This is a genomic window from Moritella marina ATCC 15381 (genome assembly GCF_008931805.1).
Lineage (GTDB): Bacteria > Pseudomonadota > Gammaproteobacteria > Enterobacterales > Moritellaceae > Moritella > Moritella marina.
Genome location: NZ_CP044399.1, coordinates 2,177,882 through 2,196,844 on the forward strand (window position 1 = coordinate 2,177,882; position 18,963 = coordinate 2,196,844).

The window sequence follows — 18,963 nt, forward strand, 5'->3', positions numbered from 1 at the left end:
AGGGGGGATTTTAGCATGGATATAACAAAACCGAACATCAACCTATACTTAATGGGTAGTTAGTTACATTATCTATAGCCTAGATCAATAAAATGTTCGTTTTAGAAGAAAATAAACTTCGAACCAACAACTAATAATAACAACGCAAAGTAACGTTTTAACACATGACTCGGTAATGCATGGGCTAGTTTTGCGCCTTGTTTGGCAAACACAGTACTGGTAATGATAATGCCAAAAAACGCAGGTAAATAGATATAACCTAAACTGTATTCTGGTAAATCAGGGTTATTCCAACCCGTGACTATATAACTACACACACCCGCTACCGCAATCGGTAAACCACATGCTGAAGAGGTCGCTACCGCATTACGCATTTCGACGCGACACCACGACAAGTAAGGTACCGTAAGTGAACCGCCACCAATACCAAACAAAGCAGAGATAGCGCCAATCACACCACCTGCGGCAGTCAAGCCTGCACCTTTAGGTAAATCGTGCTGTGCTTTTGGTTTCAGATCAAAACCCATTTGTACCGCTACCGTTAGCGCATAAATACCGATGATCATTTGTAATGTTTCACCGGGTAAATAATCGGCAAAAATACTACCGACAATAGCACCAACCACAATACCAACGGTTAATTTTTTAACCAACGGCCAATCAATGGCACCTTTGCTGTGGTGGGTTTTAATCGAGCTGAGCGAGGTCAAAATAATGGTCGCAAGGGACGTGCCTATCGCCAACTGCGTAAGCACATCAGGCGAAAGGTCTTGAAAGGTAAAAGATACAATTAATGCTGGGACAATAATCAAACCGCCACCAACCCCAAACAGGCCAGCCATTAATCCAGCTGCCGCACCTAACATTAAATATACAACCACAATCATCTACACAGACCTCTACTGATTATCCCTAATACAAGTCAAAAATAACATGCACTTAAATTCAAGGCTTTACTATATCAAACTGTATTAAGAAAGTGTCAGTGATTATATTTTAAATGCCAAACACTAAGACAGAGACAATACGCCGGTTGATAACAGATAAATTGCACCGCCAGCACCCGCTAGTAACAAAACTGAATAAGCATAATCGCGCTTACTAAATGTTTGTTGTTTTTCCGCTAATGCTTTTTTATAAATCAAGACACCTGGTAAATACAATAATGCACATAGCAACATGTATTCAGCGCCTGCCGCATACACCAACCAAGCACCATAAAGTGATGATACAATAGCGATAAACAGGTCTTTCTTACGGTTTTCAGTCGCACTGTAGCCTTCACCACTTAACGCCACTTTTACACCATAAGCACCAACAAGGAAGTACGGTAATAATACCGCTGACGTCGCTATATTTACCAAGGCTAAATATGAGCTTTCTTGTATCAAGGTTAAGATTAAAAACAACTGCACCATACAAGACGAAAACCACAACGATGTCGTTGCCGCGCCTTTACTGTTTTCTGTCGCAAATGCTTTCGGGAATAGCCCCTCTTTCGCCGCAATAAAAGGCACTTCGGCACTCACCACTGTCCAGCTTAATAACGCACCAGATACCGAAATAATCAAACCCGCATTGATCAGCATTGCGCCCCAAGGGCCGACGATCACTTCTAAAATATGGGCCATTGATGGATTTTTTAATGCTGCCACTTCAGGCTGAGTCATCACACCTAACGTGAATAAACTCACTGCAATATACAAGATTAATGCCGAGAACAGCGCGATACCAGTGGCTTTCGCAACATCACGTTTATCTTTCGCACGGTTAGATAAAATAACCGCCCCTTCGATACCGATAAATACCCACAACGTCACCATCATCGTCGCTTTCACTTGATCTAATACCGAGCCTAACTCTGGGGTTTTATCACCCCAAAAATCAAGGGTGAATTTATCCAGTTTAAACGCCATGATAACCAAACAAACGAAGGTCAAAATAGGAATTATTTTAGCGATGGTTACAAATACATTAATCAAGGCTGCACGGGTCACACCGCGTAATACCAGCGCATGCATAGACCAGATAAGTAACGAGCCGCCTAATACTGCAATCGGTGTATTACCCTGCCCCATGATTGGATTTTCAGGGGTATCGACAAAATAACCAATCGCACTAAAGAACACCACGGCATAAGATACATTTGCGAGTAAGTTACAGATCCAATAACCCCAAGCTGACATAAAACCGATGTAATTACCAAAACCCGCTTGCGCGTACGAAAAAATACCACCGTTCAAATGTGGAAATCTCACCACTAAATTACGTAATACCGAGACTAATGCCAGCATGCCACAACCCGTGATCAACCAGCCTAACGTGATCGCACCAGGAGCGGCAGATACAGCGACATTTTGCGGTAGACGAAGATACCAGCGCCGACCATGGTACTGAACACCAAGGCGACTAACATGCCAAGTCCGAGTTTATTTTCCATCAATAATTCCTAATTAAGGTTAATCTCCGACATAATATGCCAACATAAACCTTATTTTCGTTCGTTTATACAATGTGATTTGGCGGATTGTATTATAATATTTTATATATGCAAGAATATTCACTTAATTTGCATAAATCCAGACAAGAGCCCAAGATTGCCGATAATGTGACCAGAACGAAGCATAGCCCTATTAAACTTATCTTTTTTCCTTACATCTTGGCCATCATTCAGTTAAAATATGGGGTTCGATTTCTTGCATAATAATAATGATGATGACTGATTCTTCACAACAATATCTATGTCGCAAAACCTACCTTATTGATAGCTTTTGGCCTGGTAAATTACTCGAATTAAATAACGCGGGTAATATCAAGGTTGCGGGTACTAATGGTGCGGGTAAAACAACATTACTTAAACTGCCGATGCTGTTTTGGGGTGCTCGCCCTGGGCGTATTGTTGAGCGTAATGCGAACAAGAAATCATTTGCTGCTTATTATTTACCCCGCAAAACCAGCTACATCGTATTTGACTATCAGCGTCCGAACGGCACTGATACACCGCAATTGTGTCATGTGTTAATTAAAAGTGATGGCGACAAATTACTTTATCGTTTTATTGATAGTCCATTTGATATCAAGATGTACCTGGATGATAGCGGCAGCATCTTCGCTGATGACGAAATTAAGCGTCAATATAAAGCCCAGCATAAATGCGAAGTCAGTAGCCTGTTAAGTGTAGATGACTATGCAAGAGTCATTCAAAATCACCGCGATCTTGGCGGCAAGAAATCACTACGCCCACTACAGCAACGTTTTTCAATGAGCCAATCACCGATTAAGCACATTGAAAAAGTCGTGACGTCAGTATTCAACAAAATATCTAATTTCGACGTGATCAAACAAATGATCATCGAGATCTCGCAAGATGCCATCAGCTCAGAAATGCTCAGCAACAATGTGACCGACATGGTCAACATTGATAAAACCGATATTGATAGCTGGCTAGCTGATCTACATTCATCACAAGCGATCCTTAATTTAGAAGATAAGATCTTATCGTCATTAACTGACATTGATTCGCTAATTGAAATCAAAGCAGACCTGCAGCATTTACATCACCTTGCTGCTATCTATCAAGACAAGTGTAATCAAGATCAAGTTATCGCCGACACCCGTTTAAAAGACGTGCTCGTTGAGCTTGCTGAATTAAAAGAAAGCCACAGACAGCAAGTCTTATCGATTGAAGATGCTTGCCACGATGAAGAAAAAGCACACCGTGAAATTAAGCACGACCTGGATAAATTAGAACAAGAAAAAATTGATTTTGAAGATGACGAAGCAGCGACCTATGAACAACGTGGCTCTGAGCTTTCTGATTTTACTTTACGTTTAATCAATCTAAACAATGAAAAAACCCAGTTAAGTGAAAAGTCTGCCGATCTAAGCCGCACGTTTACAGAACAACAGCAGCAACAAGAACTTGAATTTAACAAACGTGAACAACAACTGACTAACGAAATTAGCTCTCAACAGCAGCAGTTAACCAACGCATTAAGCGAAAGTAACCTGCATTACGCCACATTAGAAAGTCAGTTAAAAACACAAACACAAGCCTTGGTTGATCAGTTAACGGCAAAGAAAACACCGTTAGAGCACACTAAGATCTCGCTTAACTTTCAACTCGAACAACCGCAGCTTGATCCGACACTGACGCTACAATCTCAGCAACTGCAGCAGAATTTAAGCCAATGTCGCCGTAATATTAACGAGCGTCAAGAAGCCTATAACCGCATTGGTAATGAATCACAAAGCCTACGCCAAAAACAGCATCAAGCCTTGCAAAGCAACGACCGTTTGAAGATTGAATTAAATCACTTGGCGCAACAGCACCGTGACGTGCAAGCATTATTAAGCCCTGAGAAAGGGTCTTTACATGCCTTTCTAGTTGAGCACGTGCCAAATTGGCAAGCAAATATCGGTCGTGTGATTAACCCTGAGTTACTCAAACACCTGCACCTTGAACCAGAGTTATTAGCCGCCTTTGCTGACGCTGAAAAAAATAGCGTATCAGAAACAGCGCTCACCCAAATACAAGATTTCTATGGCATCAAGATCAACCTCAACGCCCTAGAGAATGCATCATTTACTGATAGCGCGTTAGCTGAAAAAGAACAGCATATTTCAACGCAAATCGGCGCTAAAAAAGCAGAACTTGAACAACTGCAAAAAGCCCTGGAACAATTGAATAAAGACGTCGAAGAGCTTGATAAGCAATTGATGTCGAGTAAGCAATTATTATTCAAACAAAACCAATTACTAACTGGTTTAGTCAATGAAGAAGATGAATTAGTCGGCAAGCTAGAACAACATAAAACTTTAGCGATTGCCCGTATTCAGACTGAATTAGCAGAAAATGATTTGCTGCTAGACCAAGCGCAGCAAGCATTAAGCCAAGCTAAAGTTGATTATCAAAGCCGTCATAACGAACTAAACAGCGAACGTTTAGGCGTACATTGCCAGTTAGAGACTGACTTCAATCAACGTATTGATAGCTACCAAACATCATTGAATAACCTGCGTGATGATGCACAAATTGAAATGAAACGTATTGCAGATGCATTGCAAGCCGCATTAAGTGACGCTGGTATTAATGCCAATATCTTTAACGCCCTCGCAGCGAAAATCAAGCAAACAACCCAAGCTGTAGAGAATGCTAAAATATTCCAACAAAAAGCGGACAAATATAACAGCTGGTTAGAAACGTCATGGTCACAAGTTGAACCAGGTCGTGAACGCTTACGTCGCTTAGATACCGCAATACACGGTTTCCAACAGCAATTAAAAGATAAAAAGCAAAACTATCAGCAATCAACTGATAAGTTAGAACAAGAGAAAACCCAGCTTGATAAACAAGTAACCGATTTAGTATTACAGCTTAAAGGCCTAGACAATAGCCTAGTAAAATTAACTGACTACCCTGCTGTGGCTAACGATGATTTACCAGAATACAGCGTTAACAATATCTCTAAATTAACCAATAGCCAGATCAGCCTATTAGGTAAACAACAAAGTAATGTATTAAGCACTGCCAATAAAATTAGCAGTGAGTTAAAACGCTATTCGAAAAGTACACTACAAACAGGTTGGTTAGAAAACCGTATTGAAAGTGATGCTGAACTGGTTAATTACCGATTAGAAGAAGCGATTAACAGCGGTGAACAACTTAGCTACGTACTGAAAAATGCCAAGTTGTTACAAACATCAACCACGCATGAAGTTGAGCTACGTGCTAACGATATTTTATCTATCTATACCCATTTAAGTAACTTTGATCGCAACATTACCCGTACTGGTCGTAAACTGTCGAGCCACATGAATGGTAAGCAGTTCTTTACCGCCTTGGGTGATATTAAAATTGCCATCCGCACCAAGATGGACAAGCTAGGTTATTGGCAGCAGCTGGAAAATGTAAACGATGCATTTGAAGCATACCAAGCCAATACTGAATTAACGCACGATCGCAGCATTCCCCAAGACTTGATCGATAGTTTAGATGAGCTGTCAGCAGTGTTGCCGAAAAACAACAGTATGCAGCACAATGAGTTATTCGATATCGAATTTACCATTGTTGAAAATGGCCGTACGACCCGTGCAACGACACCGAAAGAATTAGAAGATGTGTCATCAACCGGTTTATCTTACTTAGCCTTAATCACCTTCTTTACTGGCTTAACAACCATGTTACGCCCAGATGAAAACACGGTGATCACTTGGCCTGTGGATGAATTAGGCGAGCTGCATTCTGAAAACATTCAAGCCATGCTAGATATGTTAAACCAACACGGTATTCAGATCATGACGGCATCACCGTCAACCGATAAATCGGTATTACAGTTATTCGACCACTTATACGAGATTGATAGCCGTAACAAACGCCTGATCCAAATGAATGTCGATGATGATCCATTAATGGCATTGCTTAATGGTGATGCGAAACAAGCACTTATTGTAGATCCGTCAATAATGCCAGTAAACACAGCAACAGCGTCAGCAACAACTATGCAAGAAGAGGTTTAACCCATGTTTCAAACTACCGTTGAATTATTGTTACAGGGTCATACCATTTGTCAGGTTAGTCAACCTGATGCTTATCGCTATCTATCTGAACAAAGCTTGTTTGAAAAGGTAAATGATTACCTGCGTTTGATTAACCGTAAAGTGAAAGTCATTGAAGATGGCCTTGCTTTTGTCGCTTGTTACTGCACGATTGAAGAAGAAAATCGCGCGGATATCCGTCAACAATTACGCCAAGTACGTGATATTTTCCGCCCACTGGTTAACTTCCTTGAATTGGCGATGACAGCCCTAGTACATGACTGTGCGATGCGCGCTGGCGATACTATTCGCTTGTCTGAGTTATTACGTGGTATTGAAAACGAACCAACGTTAAAGCAACAACTGGCGCTATTAACCAATAAAGGTATCTTCAAGACCAGCCGTAATGATATTTCTGAACAGCTTAACTTCATCCTTAAAAAACTCGATGAAGCAGGTTACGTGCAACGCCTTGATACAGGCAGTACCATCTATCAAATCACCGCTAAGATGAACTACATTCACGAATTAATTGATTTTATTAATGACAGTGAATCGTTGAAACTCGAAAAGCAAGATAACCATATCTTCGACGACTCACAGTCGGAGATGTTCTAATGTCACTGCAGCAAAGCGCTTCTGAAGTCGAAAAAATTGCTCAGATAATTCGTAGTTCGTTTGCTAAATCAAACAGTACGATGTTGGCGCAAGCGTATTTCGATGGCAATGTGATCGATGATGGTGAGAACACGGCATTATTAGAAATGCTCACCAAAAACGGTCTGATCCGCCCAAGTGAAGAAGATGGCACTTACATGCTCGCCATCAATTTAAAACGTATATTAGACAAGTTATTATTACGTCATGCGTCTTATCGTAAACGTACCGATATTGCCAAAGTCATGCAACACATCGACGGCGATATCAAATCCTACAAGCGCGCGCTATTAACCGGTCAACACAATGAAGTTGCCTTCTACTTAAGCCAAGTAGATGAAGAACTATATGGCATTATTTACGAGCTAGAAGACAGTGTTAGCGGTTTGTTCGCTGCTATTACCAGTAAATTTGGTTTTGTTGATAGTTTAGAAAGTAAAATTCATGAGAATGAAAAAGCCATTGCTTATACCGAAGGCTTACTAAACGCATTAGCAGATATCAATCTTAACGATGTATATGCCTGGTTAGATTGGGATGATGTTCCGGCCGAATTAAGCCGTAAAGTTACTTTTTTCATTGATGGTTACCGTCGTATTAATCGTCAGTTAGAAGGCGCAGTGCACCGTATGCGTCAGCTGTTAATGACGTTGCGTAAACAAAACGAACAAGTTGCTCGTCTCAAGGCCATGTCTAAATACCTCAAAGACAATCCAATTTGGGCACTAGACGATTACGATGAGCGTGAGCACATACCAAGTATCTTCAACCGCGTTGCACCCTTGCCGTTATCAGCCAGTGTTGATATCAGTAATCAGGTACAGCAAGAAGAACTCACCGATATTTACAACGCATTACGTAAAGAAAGTAAGTCAGACGCTGACACTGTTGATTTACGTAGTAGCGGTCGTATTGATGACTTACAACAAAAGGCGCGTGAACTCGAGGCCGATTATGTGTTGTCACAATGTGAAGCGTTATTTAAACAAGTATTGAGTCACAAAGGCGATAGCTTCTCTGCCCTGCACTATTGGCAGCAAGACAGTCAGCTTACTGATATTTTACCTCAGCATTTATGGCTTAGTATTCTGTATAACGAATACCACAAGTGTGCCCCCGCGGTGCGCAAAGTCATGGCGATTGATTTCCCTGATGCCCTAACCACAGAGTTACCTGGTTCGATATTAATCTCAGGTAATTTACGTGTGAGTGATATTCAACTCCAACGAGGTTAACGATGACGATTAGCAGGACGCTATATAATCGCTGTAAAAAGCTGATTGAATCGAATCAACAAGGTCTAAAATATGATGCTATTAACGCCGAAATACAGGCGTTATTCGGTTTAGGCCACAAGGAAGTCATACCTCGTACCAGCAGAACAAAACAAAAAATTAATTTCATTCTGCCCGCCGATGAAGCCAAAAAGCTACAGGCACTGATTAAAGCCGAAATAGGCCTTGATGTATTAACCGATGTCTACAGTAATGGTGATCGCGTTGTTAACGCAGCACAACACAATGATGAAAAGATCGGTGCTAACGCGTCTCAAGACATCATTTTAGTTAATAACGCGACTGGTCAATTAAAGCTAAACCAAGAGGTGAGTACTTTATTCCCCTCTATTCACGCTGCTGGGCTAGAATTGCGCCATAAAATGATCAGCAGTATCGAGCATGACGCTATCATCATTTGCGAAAACTTCACCCCGATGTACTACCTGCACCAGCTAAAACATAACCCACTCTTCGAACATGCATTAGTTGTTTATCGTGGTGATAGTCAACAGGGTAAACGTGCCGATGAAGTGAAACGCTTTATCGATAGGCATAAATCAAACTTACCACTTTATTACTTCGGTGATTTCGACCCTGAAGGTTTTTCAATTGCCAAAAGCTTTCGAGTAGACGGTCTCATATTACCTGATATCAGTCAATTCTCAGCTTTCACTAACATAGATTTACAAAAGTGTGCCGGTAAAGACAAGTTCTTCCCGCAGCTGAGTCAAGGTATGACTTACTTACATCAGTCAACGTATCCACAGGCATGGCACGCTCACATCAACTTCATGAATCAACACCAACTCGGTTGGCAGCAAGAGCATCTACTTAGCGCCAATATTAATTGGCAACTTTATAAATAACAGGACTACTCCCCCCTCATGTTTGCACTTAAAAAAATAATTGGTACTTGGTTAATGCCACTGCCATTGCTGCTGACCCTTTTTATCCTAGCGGTACTATTATATAAACTCACGCGTTACAAACGCAGTGGTCAAATCCTATTTTGTAGTAGTTTTATTACATTATTGCTATTGAGCCTCGATCCCGTTGCCACCCGTTTAGCTGCGACATTAGAGTCTCAGTACCCAAGTTATCAAGATCAAGCTGTCGATTATATCCACGTATTGGGTAACGGTCATACAACTGTCGATAGCTTACCAATCACCAGTCAACTAACACCAGCCGCCCTTGCGAGAACCGCAGAAGGCGTGCGAATTTATAAAGTGAACCCGACGGCCAAGTTAATATTCAGCGGTTACAGTGATGGCGATATCAACAGTAATGCCATGATGAATGCGCGCTTAGCTATCGCGTTAGGGGTGCCTAAATCAGCCATTATATTGTTAGAATATTCTCGCGACACTATCGAGGAAGCCATTGAAAATAAAAACATTACACAGGGTAAAGCACTTGTATTAGTTACCTCAGCTACCCACATGCCAAGAGCCATGAGCATCTTTCAACAACAGGGCCTTAGGCCCATTCCAGCGCCGACCGCACATGTCAGTAAAGCTCGCACAGGGATACAACCATTACACTATTATTTTCCCCGTGCGAATCACTTAGCTGTGAGTGAAAGAGCTATCCATGAGTGGTTAGGGCTGGCTTGGTTGTCGTTAAAAAATAACCAATAGAACCGACATTCTGTAATTACTCGAAAAATCCCTCAGCAATTGTGTAAGTAAACGTGGGGCAAGTCACAGTTACTGCATTTTATGTAGTTTTATTACCAAAAATTGTCTTATGACAACTTGCCCTAGCGCTAGATGACTCTATAATCATCTCATGTTCTTAATTAAAGTCGCTTTGACATAATGTCAGCACTTAGGTTAATGAAAAATAGCTTTAAACCATATCGGAGATAGACATGAGACAAGCACTAGTAATGGGTAACTGGAAATTAAACGCAACTAAAGCATCTGTAGAAGCGCTAGTTAACGGTTTAGTTGATGCGGCAAAAGACAATGCAACTGTTGAAGTTGCTGTATGCCCTCCTGCTGTTTTTATCCCACAAGTTGAAGCATTAACTGCTGACACTGCAATTACATACGGCGCACAAGATTGTGACGTTAATACAGCTGGCGCATTCACTGGTGAAAACTCAGCAGTAATGTTAAAAGAATTTGGCTGTAAATACACACTAGTTGGTCACAGCGAACGTCGTGTTATCCACGGTGAGTCAAACGAAGTTGTTGCTGACAAATATGCTGTTGCACAAGAAAATGGTCTAGTACCAGTACTTTGTATCGGTGAAACACTAGAGCAATTCGAAGCTGGCGAAACGAAAGCAGTTGTTGAAGCGCAAATTCAAGCGATTGTAACTAAGTCTGGTATCGAATCTCTAAACAATGCAGTAATTGCATACGAACCAGTTTGGGCTATCGGTACTGGTAAAACAGCAACACCTGAAATTGCACAAGATATCCATGCTCACATCCGTTCATGGTTAGCAGAGCAAGATGCAGCAGTAGCAAACAAAGTTCAAATCCTTTACGGTGGTTCAGTTAAAGGCGCTAACGCGGCTGAATTATTCGGTCAAGCAGACATTGATGGCGGCCTAGTTGGCGGCGCTTCACTAGACGCTGTAGAATTCTCTAAAGTTATCGCTGGTGCATCTGCATAATAGCGATTAAGTTCTGAACTAGACAGTACATCAGCGCTAGATTCGGAATGAAAGTGTAGTAATACAGCTTGTAATAGAAGCAGATATTACTACACTCCTTTCTTATAAACTTATCTTTTAAAAATAAAATTACGCTAAGGCATTTTTTTATTTAATGATTGAAAGTTTCATATGAAAGCGTGATTGATATCACTTTAGTAATAAAATAAGTCATAAAGACACGAAAATAATAACAGAGCTAGTTATAATGAACATACAAGACTAGCGATAACAAATTAGCATTAAATAGAACGTAGCAGCGACAGATATAACATTGGTGTGCTAAATCATAAATAAGCGTGCCATCACCTGCTGCCCAGTACATGTCTTCTATATAAGGCAGTACTTGTCCTCTACAAGGACACGACTTTAACCCAATAAATAAAGTATCATCGATTGATATATTTGAGGCTTCAATGATTAAAAGAATAGGTGTTTTAACAAGTGGTGGTGATGCACCAGGCATGAACGCAGCAATCCGAGCAGTTGTACGTGAAGGCTTACATCTTGGCTTAGAAGTTTACGGTATTTATGATGGCTATGCTGGTTTACACGCAGATCGCATCGAGAAACTAGATCGTAAATCTGTTTCTGATGTGATTAATCGTGGTGGTACTTTCTTAGGCTCTGCACGTTTCCCTGAATTTAAAGAACAAAGCGTTCGTGAAGAAGCAATTAAGAACCTTAAAAAACACGACATCGATGCACTCGTTGTTATCGGTGGTGACGGCTCTTACATGGGTGCGATGAAGCTAACTGAAATGGGCTTCCCATGTATTGGTATTCCAGGCACGATTGATAACGATATCCCTGGCACGACTTATACGATTGGTTTTGATACTGCACTAAACATCGTCGTAGATGCGATTGACCGTTTACGTGACACATCAACATCTCACCAACGTATCTCGATTGTTGAAATTATGGGCCGTTACTGTGGTGATTTAACCATGGGCGCTGCGGTTGCCGGTGGTGCAGAATTCGTTGTGATCCCTGAAAAAGGCTATGATGAAGCTGATTTATTAGCACAAATTCAAGCAGGTATTGATAAAGGTAAGAAGCATGCCATTATTGCAATGTGTGAACATGTAACAGACGTGAACCAACTTGCAAAACACATAGAATCAGTAACAACGCGTGAAACACGTGCAACTGTTTTAGGTCATTTACAACGTGGCGGTACACCAACTGCACGCGACCGCATCATGGCAAGTCGTATGGGTTCATACGCTGTTAAGTTATTACTAGAAGGTGAAGGCGGCCGATGCGTTGGTCTAATGAACTCAAAAATGGTTCACCACGACATCATCGACTGTATTAACAATATGAAACGTCCGTTCAACCAAGAGCTATTTGATCTATCTGATTCGTTATTCTAAGCACTAACTGAACCAGAGTTCGTTAGCTTTAAAATAATTTGAACAAAAAAGCGAAACCAACTTACATTGGTTTCGCTTTTTGCTATCTACTGTATTAATTGCTCACGCAGTTTAGCCACTTTATCTCGTGTTTCACCGGCTTTTTCAAATTCCAGATCTTGCGCATATTTATACATCAACTCTTCTAAACGTACTATTTCCTTGCTCAGCTCAGCAGGAGTAAATATTGCGTACGTCGCTTTCTGCTCGGCAATATGCATCATTTGCTGCTCTGGAGTTCGTCCGATATTGAAGCCATCACCCACTTTCTTCTTCAATCCCGTTGGGGTGATTCCATGTTTAACATTATGCTCATGCTGTAATGCACGGCGACGCTCCGTTTCACTAATCGCTTTATCCATTGATTTAGTAATACGGTTAGCATATAAAATGGCTTTACCTTCCAAGTTACGCGCGGCACGACCAATCGTCTGGATAAGCGAACGTTCAGAACGTAAAAAACCTTCTTTATCAGCATCCAAAATAGCCACGAGTGAAACTTCTGGCATATCCAAGCCTTCACGCAACAAGTTAATACCGACAAGTACGTCAAATACGCCTAAGCGTAAGTCACGGATGATTTCGACACGTTCTACTGTATCAATGTCAGAATGCAGGTAACGCACCTTCACACCATGATCAGCTAAGTATTCAGCTAAATCCTCAGACATACGCTTCGTTAGCGTCGTCGCCAGTACCCTTTCGCCTTTGGCTACACGGATATGGATCTCACTGAGCAAGTCGTCCACTTGCGTATCAACAGGACGCACTTCAATAAGCGGGTCTAATAATCCCGTTGGTCGTACTAGCTGTTGTACGACCTCACCTTCACAACGATCTAACTCATACTGACTCGGTGTTGCTGAAACATATAAAGTCTGTGGTGAAATAGATTCAAACTCTTCAAACTTAAGCGGCCTGTTATCTAATGCAGACGGTAAGCGGAACCCGAATTCAACCAAGGTTTCTTTACGTGAGCGATCACCTTTATACATAGCGCCAATTTGTGGCACGGTAACATGGGATTCATCGATAACTAATAAACCATCATCAGGCAAGTAATCCAGTAAGGTTGGAGGCGCATCACCCGGCGTGCGACCAGATAAGTAACGTGAGTAGTTTTCAATGCCCGAGCAATAACCAAGTTCTTGCATCATCTCAATATCAAACTGCACTCGTTGGCTGACACGCTGTTCTTCAATTAGTTTATTTGCTGATAATAATTGCTTTTTACGCTCAGACAACTCTACCTTAATATGCTCAATTGCATCTAAGATCTTCTCTCTTGGCGTAACGTAGTGGGTCTTAGGATAAATAGTCGCACGCTCAGCTGTTTTCTCTATCGCCCCCGTTAACGGATCAAAATAACTGATACGTTCAACTTCATCATCAAACATCTCGATACGCACAGCATGCTTATCAGATTCTGCTGGATAAACATCAATCACTTCGCCACGAACGCGGAATGTAGAACGTTTGAAGTCCATATCATTACGAGTATATTGCAATTCAGCTAAACGACGAATGATACTGCGTTGGCTAATCATTTCGCCGACAGAGACATGCAACATCATTTTGAGATAAGACTCAGGATCACCCAAACCGTAAATAGCAGAGACAGATGCGATAAGGATGACATCACGGCGTTCTAACAAGGCTTTAGTCGCTGATAGGCGCATCTGTTCGATATGTGCGTTTACAGCGGCATCTTTTTCAATGAAGGTATCAGTGCTAGGTACGTAGGCTTCTGGTTGATAGTAGTCATAATAGGAAACAAAATACTCTACCGCGTTATTAGGGAAGAATTCTTTCATTTCACCATAGAGCTGCGCAGCAAGGGTTTTGTTTGGCGCCATTAATAATGTCGGACGATTTAATTTCGCGATCATATTTGCGACAGTATAGGTTTTACCCGAGCCTGTTACGCCAAGTAAGGTTTGACTGGCAACACCAGCCTCAAAACTATCAACTAGTTTTTCAATCGCTTGAGGCTGATCCCCACTGGGAGTATATTCAGAACATAAATCGAATAGAATCGTCATTATTTAAGGCCACAACTTAGCTTATAAGGTATATATTTCCATAATACCAATTTACACTTAGTCCGCCATATAAATTATTATCGCGATTATAATTACCTGCAGCGATAAAAATAGGACAATCATTCTAGATTCATCAATAACAGGGAAATGTCAAGCACTTATCAACAGTGTTTAAAAAAATACTTTTTTTGTGGTCATTTTTGATACAAAGAATTTAAAGCTTAATTAACCCCGTGTATAACTCAACAGCAAACACTGCGTAACCAATTGATTAAAAACAGGTAAATGATGCTTTACACACAGTTAAACCAAGTGCATTAAAATAACAACAATAACAGATATATACGTCCAAACAATTTAATCCACAGAGTTACCCACAGATTTAGTGGATAACTTAATAAATAGGTCATATTCAACTATTCTTGACATAAAGAAAACACGTAACCCTATTTTTAGCATATTCATAATATGTATGCTTACCTATAATAGGAGAATACACTTTTAATCATACGGAGTAAAAATCAACGCCATAATAACGTCGTAAATACATACAAGCTTGGATCCTTTAGGTATAAATCAATTGTTTACTTAAACTACGCTAGCAATAATTCTTAACCATCATCGTTCAGATATTCGACAAACAAAGCGCAAAAGGCATTTTTGCCTGTTTTATCATTGACACTCGAATCATCTAACCTTAATATTCGCCCCGTCTTCGAAACAAAGACAAGTAATTCCCCTTTAGTTCAGTTGGTAGAACGGTGGACTGTTAATCCATATGTCGCTAGTTCAAGTCTAGCAAGGGGAGCCATATTATTCTTCATCTCTTATTACATAGAGGTAGAGACAAACTGTTGGTTAATTTATTTTACTTAAAGGTAAAATAAATTAACGGACAGGCTTCATTAGAAGCACACAACTTATTAGCTTCAATAGAAGCAACAAATAATTCCCCTTTAGTTCAGTTGGTAGAACGGTGGACTGTTAATCCATATGTCGCTAGTTCAAGTCTAGCAAGGGGAGCCATATTTCTTTCTTAATAGAGAAAGTAAGACGAGTGATTTATTACATAATGTAAATTATTAGTCGGCTTCAATAGAAGCAAAATAAATAATTCCCCTTTAGTTCAGTTGGTAGAACGGTGGACTGTTAATCCATATGTCGCTAGTTCAAGTCTAGCAAGGGGAGCCAATTTTAAGTTAAGAATACCTAGATGACTTATTACACAGTCGTTTATTAAAAAGAATAATTCCCCTTTAGTTCAGTTGGTAGAACGGTGGACTGTTAATCCATATGTCGCTAGTTCAAGTCTAGCAAGGGGAGCCAATTTTAAGTTAAGAATACCTAAATGACTTATTACACAGTCGTTTATTAAAAAGAATAATTCCCCTTTAGTTCAGTTGGTAGAACGGTGGACTGTTAATCCATATGTCGCTAGTTCAAGTCTAGCAAGGGGAGCCAATTTTAAGTTAAGAATACCTAAATGACTTATTACACCGTCGTTTATTAAAAAGAATAATTCCCCTTTAGTTCAGTTGGTAGAACGGTGGACTGTTAATCCATATGTCGCTAGTTCAAGTCTAGCAAGGGGAGCCAATTTTAAGTTAAGAATACCTAAATGACTTATTACACCGTCGTTTATTAAAAAGAATAATTCCCCTTTAGTTCAGTTGGTAGAACGGTGGACTGTTAATCCATATGTCGCTAGTTCAAGTCTAGCAAGGGGAGCCAATTTTAAGTTAAGAATACCTAAATGACTTATTACACCGTCGTTTATTAAAAAGAATAATTCCCCTTTAGTTCAGTTGGTAGAACGGTGGACTGTTAATCCATATGTCGCTAGTTCAAGTCTAGCAAGGGGAGCCAATTTTAAGTTAAGAATACCTAAATGACTTATTACACCGTCGTTTATTAAAAAGAATAATTCCCCTTTAGTTCAGTTGGTAGAACGGTGGACTGTTAATCCATATGTCGCTAGTTCAAGTCTAGCAAGGGGAGCCAATTTTAAGTAAAGATTACCTAAATGACTTATTAAACAGTCGTTTATAAAAACAAATAATTCCCCTTTAGTTCAGTTGGTAGAACGGTGGACTGTTAATCCATATGTCGCTAGTTCAAGTCTAGCAAGGGGAGCCAATTTTAAGCTAAGAATACCTAAATGACTTATTAAACAGTCGTTTATAAAAACAAATAATTCCCCTTTAGTTCAGTTGGTAGAACGGTGGACTGTTAATCCATATGTCGCTAGTTCAAGTCTAGCAAGGGGAGCCAAATTCTTTTTAATTAAAGAACGAAGACCCAGTTATGTATATAACTGGGTCTTTTTGCATTTACGATAAAATAGTGTCCCCTATCTCATATTCTCTATCCTTTTGCACCTATGCGTATTTTTATATACCTAAACAAGGTAATCTAGCCGCTACAAGGATGTAAAAAATACTATAGGGATAATGAAAATGACGGATTATTTTCGCTGCAATCTTTTTATCACATTTGTTTTCTTATGCATGTTGTTCAGTGTATTAGGCTTCAGTTACAGTTCATTAAACTCATCACTGGCCGTTCAAGGCAGTGCAGTTAATGATGCATTAAGCCAAAAGATAACGATTGATGCAATTACTGATGATAATACCAAATTGCTGACAGATAGCCTCGCGTTAAGCCAATTACTCATTCAAACAGAATCAATGTCTTCAAGTTGGAAGTCCAATTTTAATTACCCGACTTTGATCCAACTGATCTTTCCCCAGCTAGCTAAAGACTTTTCAGGCGCGACAGACTTATTTAGCTATCAATTTAAGTTAAGGTTCAGTGAAAAAGATAACGTCATGATCCAGCTGTTAAGTGCTTTTACTATTTCACTCTTGATTGCCTATTTATTATGCCTTGCTTCCGTTAAACGATTATTCGTACGTTTAGAAAATAATATTTTGCTCGAAATCGGTAATACCACAAAACCAAAGCACTCAGCATTTCCAACGGTAACCCGCCTTCTTGCTCAGCATAAAGCGGAACACCATAAAGAATTGCAAGATCAACACGAACAAATTGAGGCATTATCAAAACAAATTAACATGGATAATTTGACTGGTTTATACAATCGGTTTTACTTTCGTGGTGAGCTTGTGGATATTTTATCCGCGAAAAAACAATCTCAGTCGGCCATCCTGGCTCTCGTACGGGCGTCTGCGCTGGGGCATATCAATAAGCACAGTGGTTTTCAACTCGGGGATAGTTATTTAAAAGATATATCCAATATGCTGAAGCAATGCACTAAACGCTATCCAGATAGTCAGCTATACCGTGTTTCCGGTCCTGATTTTGCTATTATAATTCCAAATATGACAGTTGCAGTTGCACATAAATTAGCGCGAGAGATCAAGGCCAACTTAGATGAATATCAATCACTGCATGAATTAGAAAATGTCGCTTACATTGGCATAACGACCATTCATTCAGGCCATCAACCCGAACAGGTACTTTCTCGTGCTGATACCGCATTAGCAAAAGCGCAACTTGAAGGTCCAAACTATTGGGCTTTCCAACAACAAGATAGTCAGCAAGATAATCAAGGTCAATCTTATTGGCAAGACGTGATAGAGGACATCATTAATAAACGTAGTCTGATGTTACTGAGCCAACCTGTGCAACCTATTCATCGCAATATGAAGAACTATCAAGAGATATACACTCGCTTTATTGGCAGTAATAATGCGATGTTACCAACGCACACCTTATTCGCTATGGCTCAACGTTTAGACTATACCGTCAAATTAGATCAGCTCATCATTGAAAATATTATCAGCAATAGCCGTACCCAAATGGATGGTAATAGTCACTGGGGGGTGAATTTAACCTCGCACTCTGTACAAAGTAGTGCGTTCATCGTCTGGTTGGAGCGCCTGCTGTTACGCGAACCTAATATTGCCGCCAATCTCGTTTTCGAAATAGATGAAATCATATTAGAGCGCAATATTGTCTCAAGTAAACGCGTTATTGACATGCTACGTCGTGTCGGCAGTCGCTCTGCGATCAGTAAATTTGGTCACGGTATTAGTTCATTCAAGTTATTTAAAGAACTCAAACCTAATTATATCAAGATAGACAGTGGCTTAATTAAATCCGTTACTGACGATAATGCTAGCCAACAATTTTTACGTATGATTGTTGATGTCGCCCACCGCATGAGCTGCCAAGTCATCGCTGAAGGTGTTGAAGAGTTAGCACAAAAACAATTATTGGAATCTATGCACATCGACGGGATCCAGGGTTATCTCATTGCAAGACCAGCCCCACTTAGCAAAATAGCCAATTAAAGCCTAGAAACCCCAGATAACGTATGGAGACTAACTGATTATTAGCCT

General features: G+C 40.3%; 12 protein-coding genes and 11 tRNA genes. 19 read left to right on the forward strand and 4 right to left on the reverse strand.

Annotation, left to right across the window (positions count from 1 at the left end; all coding sequences use genetic code 11):
- Positions 1-101: 101 nt before the first annotated feature.
- From FR932_RS09775 to FR932_RS21795, 3 genes are all read right to left on the reverse strand, one after another.
- Positions 102-887, reverse strand: a complete 786-nt coding sequence (locus FR932_RS09775; RefSeq protein WP_019443167.1) for a sulfite exporter TauE/SafE family protein — start codon at positions 885-887, stop codon at positions 102-104.
- A gap of 123 nt (positions 888-1,010) precedes the next feature.
- The gene (locus FR932_RS09780) at positions 1,011-2,312 is read right to left on the reverse strand and encodes a basic amino acid/polyamine antiporter (protein ID WP_240532444.1); all 1,302 of its coding nucleotides are present in this window, start codon (positions 2,310-2,312) and stop codon (positions 1,011-1,013) included.
- 5 nt (positions 2,313-2,317) lie between these two features.
- The gene (locus FR932_RS21795) at positions 2,318-2,440 is read right to left on the reverse strand and encodes a hypothetical protein (protein WP_019443169.1); all 123 of its coding nucleotides are present in this window, start codon (positions 2,438-2,440) and stop codon (positions 2,318-2,320) included.
- A 269-nt stretch (positions 2,441-2,709) separates the two neighbouring features.
- On the opposite strand from FR932_RS21795, the gene FR932_RS09785 reads away from it, so the two are divergent.
- The 7 genes from FR932_RS09785 (at position 2,710) to pfkA (ending at position 12,518) form a co-directional block, all read left to right on the forward strand.
- Positions 2,710-6,519 carry an ATP-binding protein gene (locus FR932_RS09785; RefSeq protein ID WP_019443170.1) on the forward strand — a complete coding sequence of 1,270 codons (3,810 nt, stop codon included), beginning with the start codon at positions 2,710-2,712 and terminating at the stop codon, positions 6,517-6,519.
- Positions 6,520-6,522: 3 nt separating this feature from the next.
- Positions 6,523-7,155 carry a condensin complex protein MksE gene (locus tag FR932_RS09790; protein ID WP_019443171.1) on the forward strand — a complete coding sequence of 211 codons (633 nt, stop codon included), beginning with the start codon at positions 6,523-6,525 and terminating at the stop codon, positions 7,153-7,155.
- Positions 7,155-8,429: a hypothetical protein gene (locus FR932_RS09795; protein ID WP_019443172.1), complete on the forward strand. Its 1,275-nt coding sequence runs from the start codon at positions 7,155-7,157 to the stop codon at positions 8,427-8,429. Before FR932_RS09790 ends, FR932_RS09795 begins: the two co-directional genes overlap by 1 nt.
- Before the next feature lie 2 nt (positions 8,430-8,431).
- On the forward strand, positions 8,432-9,337 hold the full coding sequence (locus FR932_RS09800) for a DUF7281 domain-containing protein (RefSeq protein ID WP_019443173.1): 906 nt from the start codon (positions 8,432-8,434) through the stop codon (positions 9,335-9,337).
- Positions 9,338-9,355: 18 nt separating this feature from the next.
- Positions 9,356-10,111, forward strand: coding sequence for an envelope biogenesis factor ElyC (gene elyC, locus FR932_RS09805; RefSeq protein ID WP_019443174.1), 756 nt, complete (start codon positions 9,356-9,358; stop codon positions 10,109-10,111).
- Positions 10,112-10,344: 233 nt separating this feature from the next.
- Positions 10,345-11,100 (forward strand): triose-phosphate isomerase, encoded by a 756-nt coding sequence (tpiA, locus tag FR932_RS09810; RefSeq protein WP_019443175.1) that lies wholly within the window; start codon positions 10,345-10,347, stop codon positions 11,098-11,100.
- A gap of 455 nt (positions 11,101-11,555) precedes the next feature.
- Positions 11,556-12,518, forward strand: coding sequence for a 6-phosphofructokinase (gene pfkA, locus FR932_RS09815; protein WP_019443176.1), 963 nt, complete (start codon positions 11,556-11,558; stop codon positions 12,516-12,518).
- A gap of 86 nt (positions 12,519-12,604) precedes the next feature.
- On the opposite strand, the gene uvrB is transcribed toward pfkA, so the two are convergent.
- A complete protein-coding gene (uvrB, locus tag FR932_RS09820; RefSeq protein ID WP_019443177.1) occupies positions 12,605-14,599 on the reverse strand; it encodes an excinuclease ABC subunit UvrB in 1,995 nt (664 codons plus the stop codon).
- A 735-nt stretch (positions 14,600-15,334) separates the two neighbouring features.
- Here uvrB and FR932_RS09825 point away from each other — a divergent pair.
- The 12 genes from FR932_RS09825 (at position 15,335) to FR932_RS09880 (ending at position 18,915) form a co-directional block, all read left to right on the forward strand.
- Positions 15,335-15,410: transfer RNA gene (locus FR932_RS09825), tRNA-Asn, on the forward strand.
- Positions 15,411-15,549: 139 nt separating this feature from the next.
- Positions 15,550-15,625 (forward strand) — tRNA-Asn (locus FR932_RS09830).
- Between the two features lie 89 nt (positions 15,626-15,714).
- A tRNA-Asn gene (locus tag FR932_RS09835) sits at positions 15,715-15,790 on the forward strand.
- 59 nt (positions 15,791-15,849) lie between these two features.
- Positions 15,850-15,925: transfer RNA gene (locus FR932_RS09840), tRNA-Asn, on the forward strand.
- 59 nt (positions 15,926-15,984) lie between these two features.
- Positions 15,985-16,060, forward strand: a tRNA-Asn gene (locus FR932_RS09845).
- A 59-nt stretch (positions 16,061-16,119) separates the two neighbouring features.
- Positions 16,120-16,195, forward strand: a tRNA-Asn gene (locus FR932_RS09850).
- 59 nt (positions 16,196-16,254) lie between these two features.
- Positions 16,255-16,330: transfer RNA gene (locus tag FR932_RS09855), tRNA-Asn, on the forward strand.
- A gap of 59 nt (positions 16,331-16,389) precedes the next feature.
- A tRNA-Asn gene (locus FR932_RS09860) sits at positions 16,390-16,465 on the forward strand.
- 59 nt (positions 16,466-16,524) lie between these two features.
- Positions 16,525-16,600, forward strand: a tRNA-Asn gene (locus FR932_RS09865).
- A 59-nt stretch (positions 16,601-16,659) separates the two neighbouring features.
- Positions 16,660-16,735 (forward strand) — tRNA-Asn (locus FR932_RS09870).
- Between the two features lie 59 nt (positions 16,736-16,794).
- Positions 16,795-16,870, forward strand: a tRNA-Asn gene (locus tag FR932_RS09875).
- A 185-nt stretch (positions 16,871-17,055) separates the two neighbouring features.
- Entirely contained in the window at positions 17,056-18,915 is a 1,860-nt protein-coding gene (locus FR932_RS09880; protein ID WP_019443297.1) for an EAL domain-containing protein, read from the forward strand.
- Positions 18,916-18,963: the final 48 nt, after the last annotated feature.